The sequence below is a fragment of the Nonomuraea thailandensis genome (assembly GCF_024172165.1).
GTDB classification, from domain to species: Bacteria; Actinomycetota; Actinomycetes; order Streptosporangiales; family Streptosporangiaceae; genus Nonomuraea; species Nonomuraea thailandensis.
The window spans coordinates 343,229-365,600 of sequence record NZ_JAMZEB010000002.1 but is presented as its reverse complement, the minus strand read 5'-3'; the positions used below and the strand labels follow the sequence as shown (position 1 = coordinate 365,600).

The window sequence follows — 22,372 nt, the reverse complement described above, 5'->3', positions numbered from 1 at the left end:
CGATGTCATCCGCACCGAGCTCTACCGCCGCCAGGGAACGCGACGAACAGGTCGCGAGCCGCAGCGCGTACCGAGCGGTCATCGAACGCCTCTCGAAGGCGTCGGTGGACAAGCACTGGGAGCCGTACCGGGACATCCCGTGGGACGACCCGGAGTTCCACGTGGACCAGACCGATCCGCGCTGGGAGCTGCCCGGGGTGGACCGCCTCGGCGGGCACCCCTGGTACCTCAGCCGCTCCCCCGAGGTGCGCGCGCGGATCGGCCTGTGGCGGGTGGCGACGGCCATGAAGGTCGGGCTGCAGTTCGAGAACCTGCTCAAGCGCGGGCTGCTCAACTACGCCTACCGGCTGCCGAACGGGTCCCCGGAGTTCCGGTACGTCTACCACGAGACCACCGAAGAGGCGCATCACGGGATGATGTTCCAGGAGTTCGTGAACCGTACCGGGCTCCCCATCCGCGGCATGCCGGGGCCGCTCTCGGTGGTCGCCCAGGTGGCGCCCTGGATCCCGCTCATCTCGACCGAGCTGTTCTTCGTCTTCGTGCTGGGCGGCGAGGACCCGATCGACCACGTGCAGCGCCGGCTGCTCAAGGACGGCCGGGTGCACCACCCCCTGGAAGAGACGATCATGCGCATCCACATCGCGGAGGAGGCCAGGCACATCTCCTTCGCCCGGCACTACCTGCGCAACCGGGTGCCGCGCATGCCCGCCTACCGCAGGCTGCTGCTGGGCATCGCCTCGCCGATCATCCTCGGCGTCATGGCCCGGATCATGCTGGCGCCGCCCGGGCCGATGATCCGGCGCTTCCGGATCCCGGCGAGCGTGGTGGCCGAGGTCTACCTGCGCAACCCCGCCGCCCGGCAGGAGATCCGCGACTCGGTGGGCAAGACGCGCGAGCTGTGCGCCGAGATCGGGCTGATCAACCCGCTCACCCGGCGCGTCTGGCAGGTCATGGGGATCTGGGAGGCCGCCGCGCCGTCAGCACCTCGGTGATCGACTCCAGCTCCCAGCGGCCCGACGGGTTCGCCGCCAGCAACTGCCGCCTGGCCTCCTCCTTGAAGGCCGCCAGCCGGTCGCCGAGGCGGGCGGGGGCCGAGTAGGAGTACGAGAGCTGCAGCCCGATCACGGCGTCGAGGCCGTACACCTGGCGCTCCTCGTAGTGGGCCCGGTCGAGGACGCTGAACGGCGAGGTGGCCAGCACGTCGTCGTGGTGCTCGCCGGTGGCCTGGAAGGAGCTGGACGCGCTGAAGGTGTTGACGCCGAACTGGTCGCGCACCCGGCGGGTGACCGGCTCCCAGGGCTCCTCACGAGGCTCGCGGGTCGGCCCGACGAGGGCCACGACGCCGTGCGGGGGCAGCAGCTCGTCCAGCTCCGCCAGCACCGCGCGGCGGTCCATCCAGTGGAACGACCTGCCCATGACGACGTGGTCGAACGCGGGGAGCTCGCGCAGCGCCGTCGAGTCGGCGTTGATCCAGCGGATGTTCCGCTCCCGCGCGGCCAGGCGCCTGCCCTCGGCGAGCATCTCCTCGTCGGGATCGACCGCGAGCACCTCACGGACCCGCCTGCTCAGCGGGATGGCGATGGTGCCGGGGCCGCACCCCAGGTCCAGGACGACGCTGTCGCCGCCGAACGTCATGGCCAGGTGCTCGATCGCCGGATCACCCGGTCTCGTGCGGTACTTCGCGTAATACGGTGCCGCGCCGCCGAACAGGTCTTCCATGGATGGGACCATATACGGGTCCGCAACGTGTTTTATGGAAGGTTCTGATCTGTGAGGCGGCTACTCACGGTCCTGCTGCTCGCGTTCGCCGCCGTGGGGGTCACGTACTCCCCGGCCCAGGCGCACAACGTGCTGATCGGCAGCGACCCGGAGGACGGGGCCACGCTGACGGCCTCGCCCTCGCAGGTGACGCTGGTGTTCGACCAGGCGGTGCGTCAGGGGTACGCGCAGGTGGGCGTGACGGGCGCGGACGGGTCGGCGTGGGCCGACGGGAGCGCCGTGGTCGCGGCCGAGCGCGTCTCCGTGAAGGTCAAGCCGCTGCCGGCCGGTGGGTCGTACGTGGTGGGTTACCGGATCCTGTCGGCCGACGGGCATCCGGTCACCGGGAAGATCAGCTTCAGGCTGGCCGCGGATGCGGCCGGGGTGGCGGCGGGGGTCGCGGCGGGCGGTTCCAGCGCCGAGGCCGCCGAGGCGGCGGCCAACGGCGGGGCCGGGATGGCCGTGGTGTGGATCGTGGGGGCGCTGCTGGTGCTCGCGGCCGGGACGGCGGTCGCCCTGCGCCGCGCCGCCCCGGCCGGGCGCGCCGCCTCCGGCACGGACCCCACCTCGGGCACGGACTCCACCCCCGGCACGGACTCCGCCTCCGGCGAGGGCGCCGGGGTGGGGGCTCAGGCCGGAAGCTCGACGGTGGCCGAGGGCGTGGCCGCGGGTGAGGGCGCCGGGGTGGCGGGGCGTCGTGAGGGGGCGGGCGCGTGACCGTCGTCGCTCCTCCGCTGCCGCGGCAGCGGGCCGGCGGGCGGCTGGTGGCCGGCGCGTTCGGCGTGTGCGCGGTCGTCGCGGCCGTGGCGGCCAGCTCGTTCACCGCCCAGGAGTCGGTGCCCGGCATTCCCATGCCCGGCCCGGTCGTGTCGGTCGGGCTGCCGATCGTGCGGGTGCTGCTCGACGTGGCCGCCGTGGCCGTGGTCGGGCTCAGCCTGCTGCCCAAGCTGCTCGGCTTCGGCATGCCGGAGCGTACGGAGCCGGTGATGCTCAGGGTGCGCCCGCTGGCCGTGATGGCCGCCTGGGCCTGGGCGATCTGCGCGCTGCTCACGATCGTCTTCCACACCGCCGAGCTGAATCCCGGCGCCGTGCCGACGTTCGGGTTGATCGCCGGATATGTCGGCAGTGTCGGCACGGGCCAGGGGCTGCTGTTCAGCGCGGCGTGCGCGCTGGCGGCAGCCGGGATCGGGCTGATGGCGGTGCGGTTCGGCGAGAAGGTCCCGGCCGAGCTGCGGATCATCGTGGCGCTGTTCGGGCTGCTGCCCATCCCCGTCACCGGCCACGCGGTCAACTCCGTCTGGCACGACCCCATCATGATCTCGATGGAGATCCACGTCATGGGGGCGGCGGCGTGGACGGGCGGGCTGGTGGCCACGGCCGTGTTCCTGGCGCCGCACCGTGACCTGCTGGCCGTGGTGCTGCCCAAGTTCTCCAGGATGGCCACCGTCTGCCTGCTGCTGGTGGCGCTGTCCGGGCTCGTCACCGGGCTGGGCACGATGGCGCTCACGCCCGGCGTGACCCTGCCCGACGCCATCGTGACCAGCCACTACGGGGTGCTGGTCGTGGTCAAGACGGCGCTGGTCGCGTTGCTGGTGCCGCTGGCGGCGCACATCCGCTTCCGGCTGCTGCCCGTCATCCGCCGCGGCGGGGCCACCGCCCTGGTCGGGTGGGCGGCGGCCGAGGTCGGGGTGATGGGGCTGGCGTACGGGGTGGCGGTGGCGATCACCCGCGCCTCCATCGCCTGAACCACCCCCCACGTACGGCCGGCTGCGGTCGGGAAGGCGGCTGAGGGCCGGTGCCGGAACGGCTGCCGGCCCTTGGGCTCGCTACGGCGTGGCGGGCGCGACGACCGGGAGCGGCGTGGCCCCCGCCGGCTGGGGCCTGCGCCTGCCCGCGACCCACTCGATGGCCAGCCAGGCGGCGAGCAGGCCCAGCCCGGCCCACACCGCCGACGGCGTGGCCGGCGGGGGCGCTCCCAGCAGGCCCTCCTGGCCCTTGATCGCGCCGTACACCGGGCCCATGATCGCGCTCTGCGCCACCAGCGCGCCGTACGTGACCGCCGTCACCCCGGCCGCGCCGAGCACCGCGCGCACGACCGGCATCCGCACCAGGAACGCCAGGTCCACCAGCAGCCCGGCGGCGACCATGAAGAACGGCACCGCCGACGGCGGGAACCCGGTGAAGGTCAGCAGCGGCCAGATCAGCGTCCTGAACAGCACGTAGCCGCCCGCGACGAGCGTGGCCGCGCCGAACCTGCCGACCAGCAGCCTGGCCGCGACCAGCACCGACAGCACCCCCACCACGGCGTAGACCGGGTACAGGTAGTCGGGCACGGGCAGCGTGAACCCGGCCATCATCGTGCGGTCGATCGGCCGCCCCATCTGGTCGGCGGCGAACTCCAGCAGGATCGGCTCGGCGTAGGTCGCGCGGTTGTCCCACGCGCCGAGCGACAGGATGCCGTACTCCTGGTGCTGCTCGGGGAAGTGCATGTTCTCCAGGAAGAACGCGAAGAAGGCGCCGAGCACGACCACGCGCTCGCGCCCCTGCCGGGCCCCCAGGAACCAGCCGCGGATGACGCCCGCGATCATGAAGAACGTTCCAACGTAGAGCAGGATGTGCGACGGGCTCCACGAGGTGATGTCGAGCCCGTTGACGCGGTGGTTGATCAGGTCGAGCGGCACCGCGATGAGGAAGATCCCCGTGCCCCACTGGATGAGCCGCAGCGCCATCTTGTCGACGCCGTACCCGGTGTAGCCGTGGATCAGGGTGAGGGCGACGGCGATGACCGTGCCGGCGGAGTTGAGCAGGTGCGGCGGGGCGAGGTCGTCACGCAGCCACTTGAAGTGCCACGAGACGTCCCAGGCCGAGCCGAGCACCTTGAGCGTGAACGCCGCCAGCCAGCCGAAATAGAGCACCCTGAACAGGTCTTGCGGAGTTTCGCGGCCCGCCTCGCCGCGAGTCCAGTAGGGCAGGGCCCAGGCGGCGGCCCTCTTGAACGATGCTGGAGACTTCACGGCAGAGAATCTTACGGTCATCTGCCCCGTACGGCCCGATCGCGGGGCCCTACTTCGCCCATGCCCGCAGGGAGTACATGAGAGGAACCCTCGGAACGCCTTCCGGGCGGCGGTAGCAGCCGCCGGCCTCCACCAGGTCGGTGAAGCGGCGGAACAGCGTGTGATCGTGCTCGTGCAGGAACTCCAGGCGCAGGCCGGCCGCTGCGACGGCGCTGACGACGTCGCCGAGCCCGTGCTCGAACTGCACGGAGGTCTGGTGTTCGAGGCTCTGGCCGCCGGTGTAGCTGGAGGGGTAGTCCCAGATCTGGGGCTTGCGGTCGAAGTAGTCGTGGGTGACCCGGGTGCCGGTGTCGTCGTCCAGGACGTTGGTGAACGGGTGGAACTCCGCGAGGTACAGGAAACCGCCGGGCTTCAGCAGGGCGGCGACCGTCTCGGCCCAGCGGGTCAGGTCGGGCAGCCACACCAGGGCGCCGATGCCGGTGTAGACGATGTCGTAGGTCTCGCCGAGCGCCCGGGGCGCGTCGTAGACGTCGGCCGTCACGAACCTGGCCGGGACGCCGCACTCGGCCGCGATGCTCCTGGCCTGCTCGATGGCGGCGTCGGAGAAGTCGAGGCCGGTCACCTCGGCGCCGAGCCTGGCCCAGGAGAGGGTGTCGAGGCCGAGGTGGCACTGCAGGTGCGCCAGGCTGCGGCCGGCCACGTCGCCCACCTCGGCCAGCTCGAACTCCCGCAGCGCGCTGCCGCCCGCCTTGAAGCCCGCCACGTCGTAGAAGTCGCTGTCGAGGTGGACGGGGACGCGCGCGTTCCAGTTGGCCAGGTTGATGCGCAGGTAGTCGACCATGCGGGTGATCCTAGGCAGGAGGCGCCGCCTGTTTCCACGCGTTTCACGGCCGGCGGCGCAGGCGTACCGGCAGGTGCTTGAGCCCGTTCTGGAAGTTGGAGGTGAGGCGGCGCGGGCTGCCGGCGAGCTCGACGTCCCAGGTCAGCAGCTCGCGGAAGACGGAGCGGAACTGGGCGCGGGCCAGGTGCGCGCCGAGGCAGAAGTGCGGGCCGAAACCGAAGCTGACGTGGTCGTTCGGGGTGCGGGCGAGGTCGAAGCGGTCGGGGGCGGGGAAGACGGACGGGTCTCGGTTGGCGGAGGCGTGGTAGACCACGACCTTGTCACCTGCGCGGACGGCCTGGCCGGCGAGGGTGACCTCGCGCGCCGCCGTCCGCCTGAAGTGCATGACCGGAGGCCAGAAGCGCAGCATCTCCTCGATCGCGCAGTCCAGCAGGGACGGGTCGGCGCGCAGGCGGGCCAGCTCGGCGGGGTGCTGGAGCAGGGTGAGCAGGCCGCCGGGGATGCCGTTGCGCAGGGTCTCGTTGCCGGCGACGGCGAAGAGGAAGAACATGTTCTCGAACTCCTCCTCCGTCAGGCCGCCCTCGCGCATCGCGGCCATGATGGACTCGCCGTCCACGGGCGTCCGCGCCAGGGCGTGGGCGTAGGCGAACATGTCGCCCAGCGCGGCCCTCGAACGCGGGTTGACGCCCGGCCCGAGCTCGGGCCGGGCCGCGAGCGCCAGGCGCCCGACGGGGGTGAGGGATGCGACGTCCGCCGTGGACAGGCCCGCGTAGTCGTCGTCCTGGTAGCCGATCACGCGTGACGCCCAGTCGTACAACAGCCGCCTGTCCTGCGCGGGAACGCCCATGACGTGGGCCAGCGTCCACACGGGCAGGTCTGCGGCCACCTCCACGAAGTCGCACTCGCCCTCCTCGAACAGCGCCGCCGCCCGCTCGGCGATCGTGCGCTCCAGCGCCCGTACGGCGCGCGGGGTGAACGCGGCCGCCACGATCCGGCGCAGCCTGGAGTGGTCCGGCGGGTCCATGTTCAGCATCTGGGCCTGGACGAAGCGCAGGTCGGCGGAGGTGTCGGGGTCGCGGATCTGGGTGGCGCCGAGGCGGGAGGAGAAGTCTTGTGGGGTGCGGAGCACGTGCTTGACGTCGGCGTGCCTGAACACCGCCCAGAAGCCGGAACCCTCGCGCCAGGGGCCGATGGGCGGCTCGGGGATCCAGCGGACGGGAGATTCCTCCCTGAGGCGGGCGAACAGGTCGTACGGGACGGCCGTGTCGTAGGTGGACGGAGTGAAGATCTCGACCGGAGACCGGCCTGCTGCGTGACCGTCATGCGTCGCCGACATTCCGTCTTTCGCCTCCCATGGTCCGGACGGTCATCCACAGCCGGCCCCGGACCGCGGCGACTTGTCCACAGGCTCCGGGCTCGGCCTCTCGCACACCCCGTCCAGCGTGCATGATGAGCCCGTGACTCCAGAAGACGCAGAGGCGATTCTCCAGGAATACTTCGCCCCCTGGATCCAGCAGCTCGGCCTCCGGGTGGAGGAGGTGGGCGACCGTCACGCGATCGTGCGGCTGCCCTGGTCCGACGAGCTGGCCAGGGAGGGCGGCGGGCTGTGCGGGCAGGCCATGATGGCGGCGGCCGACACGGCCACGGTGCTGGCCGTCTCCTCGGCGCGGGGCGGGTTCGTGCCGATGACCACGGTGCAGCAGGCCACGACGTTCCAGCGGCCGGTGGTGGGCAAGGACGTCCTGCTCGACGTGCGCATCACGAAGCTGGGGCGTACGCTGGCCTTCACCGAGATCACCCTCACGGCCGAGGGCAGCGCGGAGACGGCCGCCCACGCCACGACGGTCTACGCGATCATGGGTTGACCGCGCCCCGATAGCCGTCCCCCTTATCTCTCAGGTAATCGCCAGACCGCACCGATTCGAGGAGACTGACGAGTGCAGACACCGCCATAACGGATTTGGGGGACGAATCATGACGACTCTGGACACGGTGCAGGAGCTGCTTCGCCGGATCGGTGAGGGCGACGCCGACCGGGCCGCCGAGCTGTTCGCCGAGGAGTGCGACTGGCTCTACAACTGGCCGGCCGAGGGGCATCCGGCGGTGCCGTGGATCCGTCCCCGTTCCAGCCGCAGTGACGCGGCGGATCTCTTCCGCGCGCTGCGGAAGTACCACGTGCCCGAGCTCAACGACACCGTCGTCACGCGGATCCTGGTCGACGGCGACGACGCGGTCGTGTTCGGCCAGTTCACGCAGACCGTCGCGGCCACGGGCCGGCCCTACACCTCCGCGTTCGCCCTGCGGCTCACCGTCGCCGACGGCCGGATCGCCCGCTACCACATCTACGAGGACAGCCTCGCCGTGGCCCGGGCGCACTCCGAGGCCGCCACCCCGGATCAGCAGGCCTCGTGATGAGCGGCCCTGGCAGACTCCGTGATCCACCCGTCCCGCCTTTCGGCAGGTCCCGCCGGGAGTGCGTCTCAGCGATCTCTCAGGTGCGGAAAGTAGGCTCGCCGCATGAAGCGTGTGGCCGCCGTGGTTGCGGCACTCGCCCTCATCGGGGTGACGACGTGGCTCGTGTGGCCGTCGGCTCCGGAGGTGCGGGGCCAGGACCAGCGAATAACCGTCGTCGACGGACCAGCCGACGACCAACGGGTCGAGCTCGATACGACGTTCTTCCCGCCCCCTGACGGGGGGAAGGCGCCTGCCGTGCTGCTCGCCCACGGTTTCGGCGGCAGCAAGCAGAGCATGCGCGACCAGGCGGTCCGCCTCGCCCAGCAGGGCTATGCCGTGCTGACCTGGTCGGCTCGCGGCTTCGGGCGCTCGACCGGGCAGATCGCGCTCAACTCGCCCGACTACGAGGTCAAGGACGTCAAGCAGCTCATCGACTGGCTCGCCAAGCGGCCGGACGTCCGGCTCGACGCCTCGGGCGACCCGCGCGTGGGCATCGCGGGCGGCTCGTACGGCGGGGCCATCGCCTTGATGACGGCGGCCCACGACCAGCGGGTCGACGCGATCGTGCCGCAGATCACCTGGTCCGACCTGGCCGACGCCCTCTTCCCCAACGCCGCCGCACAGCCCGCCGTCCCGAGCACTGAGACCACTACGAGCACGGACGCCGGCACAAGCACGGACGCCGGCACAAGCACGAGCGCCGGCACGAGCGCCGAGGCCGGCGCGGCGGGTGCCGCCGGCGCCAGCGGCGTCTTCAAGCGCATGTGGGCCGGGATCTTCTTCGGTCAGGGCGTTTCGCTGGACGCCACGTCGCTGCTGGGCCGCAGGGAGGCGGCGGCGGGTCCGGTGACGGAGGAGCAGGCGCGGTGCGGCAGGTTCCTGCCCGCGATCTGCGACATCTACCAGCAGGTCGCCGAGGACGGCCGGGCCACGCCGGAGGCCGTCGCGCTGCTGCGCAGGTCCAGCCCGATCACCGTCGCGGGCCGGATCAAGGCTCCGACCCTGCTCATCCAGGGCCAGCGCGACTCGCTGTTCCCCCTCGGCCACGCCGACGCCAACGCCAAGGCCATCGCCGCGGCGGGCACGCCGGTGAGCCTGGCCTGGTTCGACGGCGGGCACGACGGCGGCAACGGCGAGGCCGACTGGCTCTTCGACCAGTCGGCGGCCTGGTTCGCGCGCTATCTCAAGGGCGAGGGCTCCGGGCAGGCCGCGCCGCCGGTGAGCGCGTTCACGGTGACGCGTGACGGCGGGCGCGACCCCGGCACCCGCCAGCGCATCCGGCTCCACCCGGAGGCCGCCTCCTACCCCGGCCTCGCGGGCACCGGCACCACCACCGTCGCGCTGAACGGCCCCGAGCAGAACATCGTCAACCCGCCCGGCGGCGCCCCTGCGTCGATCTCGACCGTGCCGGGCATCGGCGGGCTGCTGGGCGGCCAGAACACCGGCGGGGTCTCGATCGACATGCCGGGCCAGAGCGCCGCGTTCGAGTCCGGCCCGCTCAGCGCGCCGCTGCAGCTCACCGGCAGCCCCACCGTCAAGATCAAGGTGACGGGGAAGGGCGAGGCGACGCTGTTCGCGAAGCTGTACGACGTGGCGGACGACACCCAGCTGCCCACGTTGCCGGCCGGGCTGGTGGCGCCCGTCCGGGTGACGATCCCGGAGGGCGCGGGCAGCGCGGAGGCCACCGTCACCCTGCCCGCCGTGGACCACCGCTTCGCCGTCGGGCACCGGCTCCGCCTGGTCGTGACCACGACCGACATGGGCTTCGCCACCCCCGCGCAGCCCGCCGCCTTCAAGGTCTCGCTGGTCTCCCCCGCCGTCAGCGTGCCCACGGTGGGCACGCTGGCCGCGGCTCCGACCGGGGTGGCCTGGTGGGTGTGGGCGATGCCGCTGTCCGCCGTGGTGATCGCCGCGATCCTCCTGGCCACGGGCCGCACCACCTCCCGCCGCCGGCAGGCCGGCCTGGCCCGGAGCGTGCCGCCGGTCACGACGGACACCCCGCTCCTCACGCCCTCCGCCAACGGCACCGCCCATGACGCCACCGCCCATGACGCCACCGCCGACGACGTCACGGCCGAAGGCGCACTCGACGCCGCCGCCTTCCACGGGACGGAAGACGGCAGCGGTGACCGTGCCGGCATCGGAAGCGCCGGCACGAGCGGTGGCGGTAGCTCCGGTGCCCTCGACCCCAGAGATGGCGTCTCCGGCTCCACCGGTGACGGCGCGTCCTCCCACGGCCGTGGCGGGGCCGAGGTGCCGCTGGAGATCAGCGGTCTGACGAAGGCGTACCGCAACGGTGAGCTGGCCGTCGACGACCTGTCGTTCCGGGTCGAGCGCGGCCAGGTGCTGGGCCTGCTCGGCCCCAACGGCGCGGGCAAGACGACGACGATGCGGATGATGATGGGCCTCATCCGGCCGGACGCCGGCGAGATCCGCATCTTCGGCGAGCAGGTGACCCCGGGCGCGCCGGTGCTGTCCAGGCTGGGCTCGTTCGTCGAGGGGCCGGGCTTCCTGCCGCACCTGTCGGGGCGCGACAACATCGCACTGTACTGGGCCGCCACCGGCCGCCCCGTGGCCGACGCGCACTTCGACGAGGCGCTGGAGATCGCGGACCTGGGCAAGGCGCTCGACCGTGCCGTACGCACGTACTCGCAGGGCATGCGCCAGCGGCTGGCCATCGCGCAGGCCATGCTCGGGCTCCCGGACCTGCTGGTGCTCGACGAGCCCACGAACGGGCTCGACCCGCCCCAGATCCGCGAGATGCGGGAGGTGCTCAAGCGGTACGCGCGCGACGGCCGTACCGTGATCGTGTCCAGCCACATGCTGGCCGAGGTGGAGCAGACCTGCAGCCATGTGGTGGTCATGCAGCGCGGGCGGCTGGTCTCGGCCGGTCCCGTGTCGCGGCTGCTGAGCTCGGCCGCCACCGTCGCCAACGGGCACGGGCCGCGCCTGGAAGACGTGTTCCTCGACCTCATCGGAGACAAGTCATGACCGCCGCGAGCGGCTACGCGCCGAACCGCACGCTGCCGTTGCGGGTGGAGATCGTCAGGCAGTTCAAGCGGCGGCGCACGCTGGGCATGTTCGCGCTGCTGCTGGCGCTGCCGTGGATCCTGGTGATCGCGTTCCAGATCGGGCCGCAGTCGAGCTCGCAGGGCCAGTCGGCGCTGCGCATGTCGGATCTGGCGACGCAGAGCGGCCTCAACTTCGCCGCGTTCGTCCTGTCGGTGTCGGCGAGCTTCCTGCTCGTGGTGGCGGTCGCGCTGTTCTGCGGCGACACCGTGGCGAGCGAGGCCAACTGGTCGTCGCTGCGGTACCTGCTGGCGGCGCCGATCCCGCGCGACCGGCTGCTGCGGCAGAAGCTGGTCGTGGCGCTCGGCTACTCGGCGGCGGCGGTGATCTGCCTGCCGCTGATGGGGCTGCTCGCGGGCACGCTGGCGTTCGGCTGGGACGACATCACGGTGCCCGGCACGGGCGAGACCATCCCGGCGCTCGACGTGCTGCCGCGCTTCGGCATCGTGATCGGGTACGCGCTGGTCAGCCAGCTCGTGGTGGCGGCCCTGGCGTTCCTCATCTCGACCATGACCGACTCCCCGCTCGGCGCGGTGGGCGGGGCGGTCGGGCTGTGGATCGTCTCCACCATCCTTCAGGCGGTCGAGGCGCTGGGGGTGCTGCGCGAGTTCCTGCCCACGTTCTGGAACACCGCCTGGACCGACGCCCTGGTGCCCGAGCTGGACTGGAGCGGGATGGCGAAGGGCGCCTCCGTGTCGATCACGTACGCGGCGATCCTGATCGCGGTGGCGTTCCGGCGCTTCCGCCGCAAGGACGTGGTCAGCTAGCAACCACCGCCTCGGGAGGCGGCCGGCCACGAGGTGGCCGGCTGCCTCGGGAGGTCAGTCGGTGGTCCAGTCGAAGGCCTTGGTGACGGCCTTCTTCCAGCCCGCGTACGCCTTCTCGCGCCGCTCCTCGTTCCACGCCGGGTTCCAGCGGCGCGACTCCGCCCAGTGCGCGCGCAGCTCGGCGGTGTCCTTCCAATAGCCGACCGCCAGCCCGGCGGCGTACGCGGCGCCTAGCGCCGTGGTCTCGGCGACGACGGGGCGGCTGACCGGCACGCCCAGGATGTCGGACTGGAGCTGCATGCACAGGTCGTTGGCGGTGACGCCGCCGTCCACCTTGAGCACGTCGAGCACGACCCCCGAGTCCCGCTGCATGGCCTCGACGACGTCGCGGCTCTGGTAGCAGATGGCCTCCAGCGTGGCGCGGGCGAGGTGGGCGTCGGTGTTGTAGCGGGACAGGCCGACGATGGCGCCGCGGGCGTCGGCACGCCAGTACGGCGCGAACAGGCCGGAGAAGGCGGGCACGAAGTACACGCCCCCGGAGTCGGCCACCTGGCGGGCCAGCGTCTCGCTCTGGCCCGCGGAGGTGATGATGTGGAGCTGGTCGCGCAGCCACTGCACGGCCGAGCCGGTGACCGCGATGGAGCCTTCCAGCGCGTACACGGCGGGCTGGTCGCCGAACTTGTAGGCCACGGTGGTGAGCAGGCCGCTCTGGGAGCGTACGCGGTCGGTGCCGGTGTTGAGCAGCAGGAAGTTGCCGGTGCCGTAGGTGTTCTTGGCCTCGCCGGGCGAGAAGCAGACCTGGCCGACGGTGGCGGCCTGCTGGTCGCCGAGGATGGCGGTGATCGGCACCTCGCCGCCGAGGGGGCCGAACCGGGCGGTGGTGCCGTAGCCGGAGGGGTCGGCGGACGGGCGGATCTCCGGGAGCATGGCGCGGGGGATGCCGAAGTACGACAGCAGCTCGTCGTCCCAGTCGAGGGTGTCGAGGTCCATCAGCATGGTGCGGCTGGCGTTGGTGACGTCGGTGATGTGCACGCCGCCGTTGACGCCGCCGGTGAGGTTCCACAGGGTCCAGGTGTCGGTGTTGCCGAAGACGGCCTCGCCGCGGTCGACGGCCTCGCGGACGCCGGACACGTTCTCGAGGATCCACTGGATCTTGCCGCCGGAGAAGTAGGCCTCGGGCCGCAGGCCGGTCCTGTCGCGGATGACCTGGCCGCGCTCGTCCTGGTCGAGGGCGGCGGCGATGCGGTCGGTGCGGGTGTCCTGCCACACGATGGCGTTGTAGTACGGGCGGCCGGTGCGCGGGTTCCACACGACCGTGGTCTCGCGCTGGTTGGTGACGCCGAGAGCGGCCAGGTCGGTGTCGTGCAGGCCGGTGCGTTGCAGCGTGGTCTGGATGACGGCGGCGGTCCTGGTCCAGATCTCGATCGGGTTGTGCTCGACCCAGCCGGCCCTGGGCAGGATCTGCTCGTGTTCGAGCTGGAACTTGGCGACCTCGGCGCCCTCGTGGTCGAAGATCATGAAGCGCGTGCTGGTGGTGCCCTGGTCGACGGCGCCGACGAAGTCCGGCATGGTGCTCTGCTCTCTCCTCGAGGTCCTCAGTCGGACGGCTTCACGGTGTCGCGGTCCTCTCCCTGCGGGAGGAAACGGGCGATGCACGCCTGGTAGAGCCCGGCGCCGAGGACGCCGCCGACCAGCGGGCCGACGATCGGGACCCAGAAGTAGAGGTCTCCGTACTGATCCCGCCACGCGCCGCCGTAGCCGGTGAGGAAGCTGGCCAGGCGGGGCCCGAAGTCGCGCGCCGGGTTGATGGCGTAGCCCGCGTCGGTGCCGAAGGACATGCCGATGCCGACGACGAGCAGGCCGATGACGAACGGCCCCAGGTTCGCGCTCGGGGCCATGTTGGCCGTGTCGGACAAGGCGAAGATCACGAAGAGCAGGATCGCGGTGCCGATGACCTGGTCGCGCAGGGCGCCCCACAGGTCCACCGGCAGGGTGCCGTTGCCGGGCAGGGTGGAGAAGACGATCTGCGTCTTGATCGTGTGGCCGGGGTCGGCCATGGCCAGCACCTCGGAGTAGTTCCAGCGCACGAGGAGCGCGGCGAGGAACGCTCCGGCGGTCTGCGCGACGGCGTACGGCAGGACCTTGTGCCAGGGGAAGCCCCTGAAGAGGGCGAAGCCCACCGTGACGGCGGGGTTGAGGTGCGCGCCCGTGGTGCGGCCGGCGACGTAGACGCCGAGCATCACGCCGATCCCCCACGCCCAGGCGATGCTGTCGTGGTCGCCGAGCTGGGCGGCGACGACCTGGGCGACGACGCCGGCGCCGAACAGGATGAGCACCATCGTTCCCGCGAACTCGGCGACGAGCTCTCCCGTCAGTCTTCTGCGGGCGGGACGTCCGGCCACCGGTCACCTCCTTAACGCGGCGTTGTGTGCATTCCCTGATCCAAGGAATGAACACACTCCGTGATTCACGCATTACAGAAAGCGATGAGGGGCGCGGGCGTGCCAGTGGCAGGCGTAGCCGGGCGGAGACGTGCGGAGACGAACGGGGGCGCAAGGAGGGCGCATGGGGACGCCCGGGGACGCATGGGGACGCGCGGGGACGCATGGGGACGCGCGGGGACGCGCGGGGACGCGCGGGGGCGCATGGGGACGCGCGGGGACGCATGGGGACGCGCGGGCTGCTGGCGCAGAGCCGCGGCCTCGCGGCGGGCAAGCCGGGCCTGGGCACCGGCACGGGTAGGGGCACGCGCATGGCCGGGGCCGGAGCACCGGCATGGGCTGGGGTCTGGGCCGGACCGGGGCCGGGGACGGGGCACGGGGCACGGGCATGGGCATGGGTCGGATCGGGCCGGGGCACGGGCGTGGGCTGGGCGCGGTGGAGCAGGAGGTGGCGGGCTGCGTGGGGCCGGAGTCGCCGGCCCGGCTCAGGCCCTAGAGGGGTCGGCTGAAGGTGACCAGGCTGGTGCCGGGCCCGTGATAGCCCGGGACCGGCTCGCTCGCCGCGAAGCCCATGCGGCGGTGGAAGGCGATGGAGACGCCGTTGACCGGCGCGGTGACGGCCTTGACGACGCGCCGCCCGTCGGCGCGGGCCAGGTCGAAGAAGCGCTCGTACAGGGTGCGGGCCAGCCCGCCCTCGCGCGCGCCGGGCGCGACGCCGACGAAGTGGATGTACGCCTCGTCCGGCAGCGAGGGCGACAGGAACCCGATCAGGAAGCCGGCCAGCTCGCCGGAGGGGCCCTCGGCGACCAGGCTGGTGCGGTGGAAGTGATCGAGGAAGAGCCTGGGCAGGGCGCCCTGGATCGGGCGGCCCCACCAGTCGTCGAGCACGGCGGCGATGGCGTCGTAGTCGGCGGGGGCGGCGGGGCGCAGCGCGTACACGGTAGGGATGCTAGTCCCAGTGGGGCGGGCGGTTCTCCAGGAAGAAGGCGTCGCCGTCGGCCTCGCGCCACTCGCCCCAGCCGAGATCGGTGTCGTCGGCGGTCTGCTCAGGTAGAAAATCCTTCACGACAGACATGCTACCCAGGCGTACAAACCGGCACCGAGCGTGTCCGCGGGATCAAGGACAGGCCGCTACCACGGCGGTACGATGCGAAGGCAGGTGTCGCCTACCCCCGTGAGGCTGCTCATGGCCACCCCGACAGGCTGGCGGCGTGAAGGCAATCTGCCGGCGGAGCTCACGAGCTTCGTCGGCCGCACTCGTCTCCTCGCCAACCTCAAACGGCACCTCAGCGAGTCGCGGCTGGTGACCGTCACCGGCATCGGCGGGGTGGGCAAGTCACGCACCGTGCTGCGCCTGGCGCACCAGGTGCGCTCCCACTACCCCGACGGCGTCTGGTTCGCCGACCTCGCGCGGCTGCAGGACGCGGGCATGGTCAAGCACACCATCGCCTCCGCGCTGGGCATCGCCGACCAGTCGTCGCGGGCGGAGTCGGAGTCGTTGTCGGAGTGGGTGGGCGAGCGCGACATGCTGCTCATCATCGACACCTGCGAGCATCTCGTGCAGGGCTGCGCGGAGCTGGTGCACGAGCTGCTGGAGGCGGCGCCCAACCTGAAGGTGCTGGCCACCAGCCGCCAGTCGCTGCACCTGCCGTACGAGCACGTGGTGCCGGTGCCGCCGCTGCAGGTGCCGGGCGACGACCCGGCCGAGAGCCTGTTCACCAACGAGTCCGTGCAGCTCTTCGCGGCCAGGGCCGGGGCCAGCGTGCCCGACTTCGTGCTCGACGAGGACAACATCGCGCCCGTCGCGGAGCTGTGCCGCAGGCTCGACGGCATCCCCCTGGCGATCGAGCTGGCCGCGGTGCGGCTGCGGGCGCTGTCGGTGGAGCAGATCCTGGGGCTGCTGGCCGACCGGTTCAGCCTGCTGGCCGGCGCGAGCCGTACGGCGCTGCCCCGCCACCAGACGCTGCGGGCGGCCATCGGCTGGAGTCACGAGCTGTGCGAGCCGGCCGAGCGGCTGCTGTGGGCGCGGCTGTCGGTGTTCGCGGGCGACTTCGAGCTCGACGCGGCCCGGTTCGTCTGCTCCGACGGGCGGCTGCCGTCCGAGGACATCACGGACCTGGTCACCGGGCTGGTGGAGAAGTCGATCCTGCTGATCAGGAGCAACCACGCGGGCGTGCGGTACAAGCTGATCGACACCCTGGCCGAGTACGGCGAGGAGTGGCTCGACAAGCTCGGCCAGAAGGAGCAGATGGCCCAGCGGCACCTGGAGTACTACCTGAGCCTGGCCCAGCGCAGCGAGGACGCCTGGTCGGGGCCGCGGCAGATCTACTGGTTCGTCCGCATGCGGCAGGAGCACGACAACGTGCGCGTCGCGCTGGAGCACGCGCTCAAGTCGCCCGGCAAGTCGGCGCTGGCGCTGACCCTGCTGTCGTCGTTGTGGTTCATGTGGGTGTGCTGCGGGTTCGCCCGCGAGGGGCGCCTGTACCTGGAGCGGGCGCTGGAGGCCAACCCCGCGGTGAGCAAGGAGCGCTGCAAGGCGCTGTGGGTGCTGTCGTACGTCAAGAGCGCGCAGGGCGACAGCGCGGGAGCGCTGGCGGCGGCCGAGACGTGCAGCACCGAGGCCGTCCGGGTCGGCGACTCGCGAGCGGTCATCCTGGCCTCGAAGATGCAGGGCACGGCGGCGCTGCTCCAGGGCGACCTGCAGAAGGCCAGCGCGCTCCTCGGCGTGGCGATCGAGTTCAACACCGAGAACAGGGAGCTCAACCCCGGCCTGCTGCCCGCCATCGTCGAGCTGTCGATCGTGCTGACCACGCAGGGCGAGCTGTACGAGGCCGAGTCGCTGCTGCAGGACTGCCTTCAGGTGTGCAAGGAGCGCGGCGAGCTGTGGGTCAGCTCCCACGCGCAGTGGGCGCTGGCGAGCACGCGCATCGCGACCGGCAGGGTCGAGGACGCGTTGCAGAACGCCAGGGAGGCGCTGCGGATCAAGCGGCACTTCCACGACACGCTCGGCACGCTGATGGCGCTGGAGACGGCGGCGCGGATCTTCGTCCTGTCCGACCGGCTCTCGATGGCCGCCCAGCTCCTCGGCGCGCTCCACCAGAACTGGAAGACAGCCGGGCTGCCGCAGCTCGGCGCGCCCTGGATGACCGACGAGCACAACTCGTGCATGCGTGACTGCCGGCAGCGGCTGGGGGAGCTGGCCTACAAGAACGCCTTCGAGGAGGGCGCCCGGCTGGATCTCGATGAGGCGTCCGCGCTCGCGCTGGACGACCCGGACGCCCCCGACGAGAGCTAGGGTTCGCCGACCGTTAGACGGCCTGCGGCCACTGGGTGCCGTCAGGCCAGGCGTGCACGTAACGCGCACTGCCGAGGGAGAACTCGATGTGGCCTCGCACCCAGTGCTCGAGGCCTCGTACGTACTTGCGGACCGGGAGCGGAGCCCACTGCTCCAGCGCCGCGCGCCGGTCGACGAACGCGGCGATGGCCTCGTTGTGCATCTGGGCGACCTCGCTCAGCGCGTCCTGCAGGACGAGGGACTTGTGCGTGGCCAGCACCGTGACCAGGTTGTGCCGGGCCTTGTCGTTGCCGCGCTCCTTGGCGTACGACAGGAGGTCGTTGTCCCAGCCGATGAGGTCGCACGCCAGGTCGGACAGCGCGCGAACGTCGGGATGGTGCCACTCCTCCGCTTCCAGGCGGTAGCCGCCGCCCGCGTCGATGAGGGCGAAGCAGGTGTAGGTGGCTCCGGTGATGCGGCGCATCAGCACGTAGTCGTCGGGTGTCGGGATGAGGTCGACCTCGCGATTGGCGGCCTCCCAGATCTGGGCGAACAGGTATTCCTTGACCGTGATGCGCCACCGGTCCACCTGGGCGGGGGTGGCGTACTCCGAGATGCGGCGCAGCAGCTCGTTGAGCGCCAGGCCGAACGGGTCGTCGGCGTCGGGGTCGCGCCGCCCGTCGAGGATCTCGAGGAGCGGCGGCAGGGCGCGGGCCAGTGCGGAGGCCCGGTGCCCCATCAGCTCGCCCTCGCAGAACGCGTCGTCGAAGGCGAAGAGCCAGTTGTACCAGTCGTTGATCAACCGGAGGCTGTCGCGCGGCACGGTCGGGTTGGTCCGTGCCGCCAGCATGCCGATCTTCGAGCGCCGGAAGTGCTCGATGGTCTCGGCGCCGTTGAGCATCTTTGAGGCGGCCAGCCATGCGTGACTCTCCGCGTCGACCTCCGAGGCATGAACGTTGATCTCGTTCGGGAACGGACATGGCAGCGGAGGGATGTGGAGCGGTCGCCTGCTGAAGGAGTGCGCAGAAGTAGCCACGTCCTCCAGCATGACTATGGAGTGTTCGAAAGGCCACACTCGGCAACTTCGAGCCCTTTAATGCTTATTTCATACTATGAATCGCTTTGCGTGAACCATTGGATAAACTGGTCATTCGCGAACATTCGCGCGGTCTCCATCGCGGACGGCTGCCCCGCGTGCGGGTCGGCCCCGGCGTCCAGCAACGCTCTGACCACAGCAGACTCCTTCTTGAAGACCGCGCCCGCGAGCGGCGTCTGCCCGCGGTCGTTGGCCCGGTTCGGGTCGGCGCCGCTTGTGACAAGCATGCGTACGGTCTCGGCGTGACCGTAATAAGCCGCCAGCATCAGCAAAGTGTCACCTTTGCCGTTGGTCAGGTCGACCGGCACCCCGGCCTCCACGTACGCGCGCAGCGCCTCGGTGTCGCCCGCCCTGGCCAGGCCGAACAGCTTGGTGGCGAACTCTTCGAGCTCGGGATCCCCGTCCATGGAGCCCATTGTGCCCCGATAGGGTGCCGTGCACGGAATCGATCCGACGCGCCGTAGGTTCTGGTGAAGAGTACCTAGGGAAAGGCTGTTCAACCGTGTTCGACCCGAAGGATCTCTACGAGCTCGCAGACGACGCGCCCGAGCTTGCCGATCCGGTGTTGCTGTACCACTTCGACGGCTTCGTCGACGCGGGCTCGGCCGGACGGCTCGCGCTGGGCCACCTGCTGGCCGAGCTGGAGCACCGGGTCGTGGCGACGTTCGACGTGGACCGGCTGCTCGACTACCGGTCGCGGCGACCCATCATGACGTTCGACACCGACCGGTGGGTGGAGTGCGAGAGCCCCGAGCTGGCCGTCCATGTCGCCAAGGACGCGACGGGGACGCAGTTCCTGGTGATGAGCGGGCCCGAGCCCGACCGGGAGTGGGAGCTGTTCGCCAAGGCCGTGGCGGCTCTGGTGGAGCGGCTGAAGGTGAGCAGGCTGGTGACCTTGCACGGCATCCCGATGGCCGTGCCGCACACCCGCCCGCTCGGCATCACGATGCACGCCAGCAGGCCCGAGTTGCTCAACAATGCGCAAAGCAGTGTGTTCGGGCGTGTCCAGGTGCCCGGCAGCGCCGCGGCGCTGCTGGAGCTGCGGCTGGGGGCGCAGGGCCACGACGCGCTGGGCTACGCGGTGCACGTGCCGCACTACCTCTCGCAGGCCGAGTACCCGACCGCCGCGGTGAGCGGGCTGGAGGCCGTGACGCGCGGGACGGGGCTGGTGTTCCCGATGGACGCGCTGCGCGAGGCCGCTCGGCGTACGACGACGGAGATCGAGGAGCAGATCCGCGCCTCCAGCGAGCTGTCCACCGCGATCACCGGGCTGGAGCAGCAGTACGACGCGTTCGCCGCGGGCTCGGAACGCGAGAACCTGATGGCCGAGACCACTCCCATGCCCACCGGCGACGAGCTCGCCGCCCAGTTCGAGCGCTTCCTCGCCGAGCGTGACGACGAATAGACCGGCACCCCCGATACGCTGGCTCGATGACTGAGATCCGCGTCGGCCTCGTCGGTTACGGCACCGCCGGGGCGTACTTCCACGCCCCGCTGATCCACGCCACCCCCGGCCTGTCCCTGGCGGCCGTCGTCACCAGGAATCCCGATCGCCAGGCCGAGGTGGCCGGCCGGTACGGCGCGGCCGGGGTGAGCGACGTGCGGGAGCTGTGGCAGCGCTGCGACCTCGTCGTGGTCGCCTCCCCCAACAGGACGCACGTGGCCACGGCCGCCGCCGCCCTCGACCAGGGCCTGCCCGTCGTCGTGGACAAGCCGCTGGCCAGGACGGCCGAGGAGGGCCGCGAGCTGGTACGGCTGGCCAAGGAGCGCGGGGTCATGCTCACCGTGTTCCACAACCGGCGCTGGGACGGCGACTTCCGCACCGTGCGGCGGCTGGCCGGCGAGGGGCGGCTGGGCGAGGTGCTGCGGTTCGAGTCGCGCTTCGAGCGCTGGCGGCCGGTGCCGAAGGGCGGCTGGCGGGAGGCCGGCGGCCCCGAGGAGGTCGGCGGGCTGCTGTACGACCTGGGCAGCCACCTCGTCGACCAGGCCGTGCAGCTGCTCGGGCCGGTGCGCGAGGTCTACTGCGAGAGCGACGTCAGGCGTGCGGGGGTCTCGGCCGACGACGACACGTTCGTCGCCCTCACCCATGTCGGCGGCGCCCGGTCCCACCTGTGGGCCAGCTCGATGGCCGCCCGCCTCGGCCCCCGCTTCCGGGTGCTGGGCTCCGCCGCGGCCTTCGTCAAGCACGGGATGGACGTGCAGGAGGAGCGGCTGCGGGCGGGGATGACGCCCGATTCGCCGGGGTTCGGCGACGACGAGGAGGACCGCTGGGGCGTGCTCGGCACCGAGGGCGACCGGGAGATCGTGCGGACCGAGCCGGGAGCGTACCTCGACTTCTACCGGGGCGTGGCGGCGGCGCTGCGCGAGGGCGCGGCGCCGCCGGTGGACCCGGACAGCGCGGTGGACGTGCTGGCGATCATCGAGGCGGCCCGCCTCTCGGCTACCCGGCGGATCGTCGTCCACCTGAGCTGACGTACGACGCCCGGCATGCGGCGCCGACGCACGGCATCAACGGACGGTGCCGAGGAGCGGTGCCGACGCGCGGGGCCGACGCACGGGGCCGACGCACGGGGCCGACGCACGGGGCCGACGCACGGGGCCGACGCACGGGGCCGACGCACGGGGCCGATCAGTCGCGCAGGCGGGCGCGCATCACGGCGGTGTCCTCGTCGGTCCAGCCGTTCCGGGCCAGCCAGCCCAGCGGCCCGCCGAAGCGCTCGTCGAGGACGCCGAGGAACTGCTCGATGTAGCGCGCCCTGGGCAGGTGGTCGTCGGCCGGGCGCGAGTCGAGGTCGCCCCGGTAGGTCTCGCTGGCCCGCAGCCGCTTGAGGATCAGCTCCAGCCGCTCCCCCGTGGCCACGTAGTCCTCGACGATCGCTTCCCGGGTCGCCCCGGCGATCTCCAGCGCCAGCGCCGACAGCACCCCGGTGCGGTCCTTGCCCGCCGCGCAGTGCACCAGCGAGGCCCCGTCGCGCAGCGCCATCGCCCGCAGGGCCGCGATCACCGCGTCCGGCCGGTCGCGCAGGTAGCCGAAGTAGAAGCCGGTCACCCGCAGCTCCTCGTCCACCACCCGCTCCACCCACGGCAGCACCCGGTCACCGTCGATCGTGTCGGCCTCCACGTCGGTGTGCCGGCCGCCCTCGGCGAACAGCGTCAGATGGTGGTGCCGCACCTCGGGCACCCGGGTCAGCGGGCCCGGCCCCTCCAGCGACACCTCGGCGTTCGAGCGCAGGTCCACCACGTGCCGCAGCTTCAGCTCGCCCACCAGCAGCTCCACGTCCGCCGGCGTGAGGCCCTGCAGGTTGTCAGCGCGGAAGATCTGCCCGCGACGGGTGCGGCCGCCGTCACGAGTAGGCAGTCCGCCCAGGTCACGCGCGTTGACCGCGCCTTCCAGATCGATCCACCTCGTCATCTCACTCATTATTACGACCCTATATGTCCGCCAAATATGAGCGAATTCGAGGTTCATAACGCAGCATGAACGTATGGATCCACGAGTGCTGCCTCCACGGCTGGTGATCGATCCATCGCTGCACCCGGAGATCTCGGTCGAGCTGCGGTCGAGTCCGCACATTCTCCGCTTGGCTCGGTCGGGCGCGCGAATGGACACCACACGCAACCCCGCCATGCTCTTCGTCCTACCGGCCTTCTTGATGTT

Annotated in this window: 20 protein-coding genes; 10 read left to right on the top strand and 10 right to left on the bottom strand. The window is 71.6% G+C overall.

Going from position 1 to position 22,372, the window contains the following annotated elements; translation table 11 throughout:
• Nucleotides 1–2 precede the first annotated feature (2 nt).
• Complete coding sequence (locus tag HD597_RS05750; RefSeq protein WP_253740662.1) at nucleotides 3–992, top strand: AurF N-oxygenase family protein; 990 nt, start codon at nucleotides 3–5, stop codon at nucleotides 990–992.
• On the opposite strand, the gene HD597_RS05745 is transcribed toward HD597_RS05750, so the two are convergent.
• The gene (locus tag HD597_RS05745) at nucleotides 949–1,719 is read right to left on the bottom strand and encodes a class I SAM-dependent methyltransferase (protein WP_253740660.1); all 771 of its coding nucleotides are present in this window, start codon (nucleotides 1,717–1,719) and stop codon (nucleotides 949–951) included. The genes HD597_RS05750 and HD597_RS05745 overlap by 44 nt on opposite strands.
• Nucleotides 1,720–1,770: 51 nt before the next feature.
• Here HD597_RS05745 and HD597_RS05740 point away from each other — a divergent pair, with 51 nt between their 5' ends.
• On the top strand, nucleotides 1,771–2,475 hold the full coding sequence (locus tag HD597_RS05740; RefSeq protein ID WP_253740659.1) for a copper resistance CopC family protein: 705 nt from the start codon (nucleotides 1,771–1,773) through the stop codon (nucleotides 2,473–2,475).
• Complete coding sequence (locus tag HD597_RS05735; RefSeq protein ID WP_253740658.1) at nucleotides 2,472–3,503, top strand: CopD family protein; 1,032 nt, start codon at nucleotides 2,472–2,474, stop codon at nucleotides 3,501–3,503. The genes HD597_RS05740 and HD597_RS05735 overlap by 4 nt, the downstream gene beginning before the upstream one ends.
• 81 nt (nucleotides 3,504–3,584) lie before the next feature.
• Here HD597_RS05735 and HD597_RS05730 read toward each other — a convergent pair whose 3' ends face one another.
• From HD597_RS05730 to HD597_RS05720, 3 genes are read right to left on the bottom strand one after another with little or no spacing between them, the layout of a single operon-like run.
• Nucleotides 3,585–4,772 carry a hypothetical protein gene (locus tag HD597_RS05730; protein ID WP_253740657.1) on the bottom strand — a complete coding sequence of 396 codons (1,188 nt, stop codon included), beginning with the start codon at nucleotides 4,770–4,772 and terminating at the stop codon, nucleotides 3,585–3,587.
• Nucleotides 4,773–4,821: 49 nt separating this feature from the next.
• Nucleotides 4,822–5,613 (bottom strand): class I SAM-dependent methyltransferase, encoded by a 792-nt coding sequence (locus HD597_RS05725; protein ID WP_253740656.1) that lies wholly within the window; start codon nucleotides 5,611–5,613, stop codon nucleotides 4,822–4,824.
• A gap of 43 nt (nucleotides 5,614–5,656) precedes the next feature.
• Nucleotides 5,657–6,949: a cytochrome P450 gene (locus HD597_RS05720; protein WP_253740655.1), complete on the bottom strand. Its 1,293-nt coding sequence runs from the start codon at nucleotides 6,947–6,949 to the stop codon at nucleotides 5,657–5,659.
• Nucleotides 6,950–7,070: 121 nt separating this feature from the next.
• On the opposite strand from HD597_RS05720, the gene HD597_RS65710 reads away from it, so the two are divergent.
• The 4 genes from HD597_RS65710 to HD597_RS05700 all read left to right on the top strand — a co-directional run bounded on the left by HD597_RS65710 (nucleotide 7,071) and on the right by HD597_RS05700 (nucleotide 11,903).
• Nucleotides 7,071–7,478 carry a PaaI family thioesterase gene (locus HD597_RS65710; RefSeq protein WP_253740654.1) on the top strand — a complete coding sequence of 136 codons (408 nt, stop codon included), beginning with the start codon at nucleotides 7,071–7,073 and terminating at the stop codon, nucleotides 7,476–7,478.
• 109 nt (nucleotides 7,479–7,587) lie between these two features.
• Nucleotides 7,588–8,025: a nuclear transport factor 2 family protein gene (locus tag HD597_RS05710; protein ID WP_253740653.1), complete on the top strand. Its 438-nt coding sequence runs from the start codon at nucleotides 7,588–7,590 to the stop codon at nucleotides 8,023–8,025.
• A gap of 105 nt (nucleotides 8,026–8,130) precedes the next feature.
• Nucleotides 8,131–11,058, top strand: a complete 2,928-nt coding sequence (locus tag HD597_RS05705; protein ID WP_253740652.1) for an alpha/beta fold hydrolase — start codon at nucleotides 8,131–8,133, stop codon at nucleotides 11,056–11,058.
• Nucleotides 11,055–11,903: an ABC transporter permease gene (locus tag HD597_RS05700; RefSeq protein WP_253740651.1), complete on the top strand. Its 849-nt coding sequence runs from the start codon at nucleotides 11,055–11,057 to the stop codon at nucleotides 11,901–11,903. The genes HD597_RS05705 and HD597_RS05700 overlap by 4 nt, the downstream gene beginning before the upstream one ends.
• Nucleotides 11,904–11,957: 54 nt before the next feature.
• Here HD597_RS05700 and glpK read toward each other — a convergent pair whose 3' ends face one another.
• From glpK to HD597_RS05685, 3 genes are all read right to left on the bottom strand, one after another.
• Entirely contained in the window at nucleotides 11,958–13,472 is a 1,515-nt protein-coding gene (glpK, locus tag HD597_RS05695) for a glycerol kinase GlpK (protein ID WP_253740650.1), read from the bottom strand.
• A gap of 26 nt (nucleotides 13,473–13,498) precedes the next feature.
• A complete protein-coding gene (locus HD597_RS05690; protein WP_253740649.1) occupies nucleotides 13,499–14,305 on the bottom strand; it encodes an MIP/aquaporin family protein in 807 nt (268 codons plus the stop codon).
• Nucleotides 14,306–14,836: 531 nt separating this feature from the next.
• Nucleotides 14,837–15,283, bottom strand: a complete 447-nt coding sequence (locus HD597_RS05685) for a GNAT family N-acetyltransferase (RefSeq protein WP_372513358.1) — start codon at nucleotides 15,281–15,283, stop codon at nucleotides 14,837–14,839.
• Between the two features lie 235 nt (nucleotides 15,284–15,518).
• On the opposite strand from HD597_RS05685, the gene HD597_RS05680 reads away from it, so the two are divergent.
• The gene (locus tag HD597_RS05680) at nucleotides 15,519–17,639 is read left to right on the top strand and encodes an ATP-binding protein (RefSeq protein ID WP_253740647.1); all 2,121 of its coding nucleotides are present in this window, start codon (nucleotides 15,519–15,521) and stop codon (nucleotides 17,637–17,639) included.
• Between the two features lie 13 nt (nucleotides 17,640–17,652).
• Here the strand turns inward: HD597_RS05680 and HD597_RS05675 are convergent, their stop codons facing one another.
• Nucleotides 17,653–18,519: a terpene synthase family protein gene (locus tag HD597_RS05675; RefSeq protein ID WP_253740646.1), complete on the bottom strand. Its 867-nt coding sequence runs from the start codon at nucleotides 18,517–18,519 to the stop codon at nucleotides 17,653–17,655.
• Nucleotides 18,520–18,728: 209 nt separating this feature from the next.
• A complete protein-coding gene (locus HD597_RS05670) occupies nucleotides 18,729–19,130 on the bottom strand; it encodes an ankyrin repeat domain-containing protein (RefSeq protein WP_253740645.1) in 402 nt (133 codons plus the stop codon).
• Between the two features lie 86 nt (nucleotides 19,131–19,216).
• Between HD597_RS05670 and HD597_RS05665 the strand changes: the two genes are divergently transcribed.
• Complete coding sequence (locus HD597_RS05665; protein ID WP_253740644.1) at nucleotides 19,217–20,119, top strand: proteasome assembly chaperone family protein; 903 nt, start codon at nucleotides 19,217–19,219, stop codon at nucleotides 20,117–20,119.
• A 26-nt stretch (nucleotides 20,120–20,145) separates the two neighbouring features.
• Nucleotides 20,146–21,186 carry a Gfo/Idh/MocA family oxidoreductase gene (locus tag HD597_RS05660; RefSeq protein WP_253740643.1) on the top strand — a complete coding sequence of 347 codons (1,041 nt, stop codon included), beginning with the start codon at nucleotides 20,146–20,148 and terminating at the stop codon, nucleotides 21,184–21,186.
• A gap of 157 nt (nucleotides 21,187–21,343) precedes the next feature.
• On the opposite strand, the gene HD597_RS05655 is transcribed toward HD597_RS05660, so the two are convergent.
• A complete protein-coding gene (locus tag HD597_RS05655; RefSeq protein ID WP_308210569.1) occupies nucleotides 21,344–22,126 on the bottom strand; it encodes a tyrosine-protein phosphatase in 783 nt (260 codons plus the stop codon).
• Nucleotides 22,127–22,372: the final 246 nt, after the last annotated feature.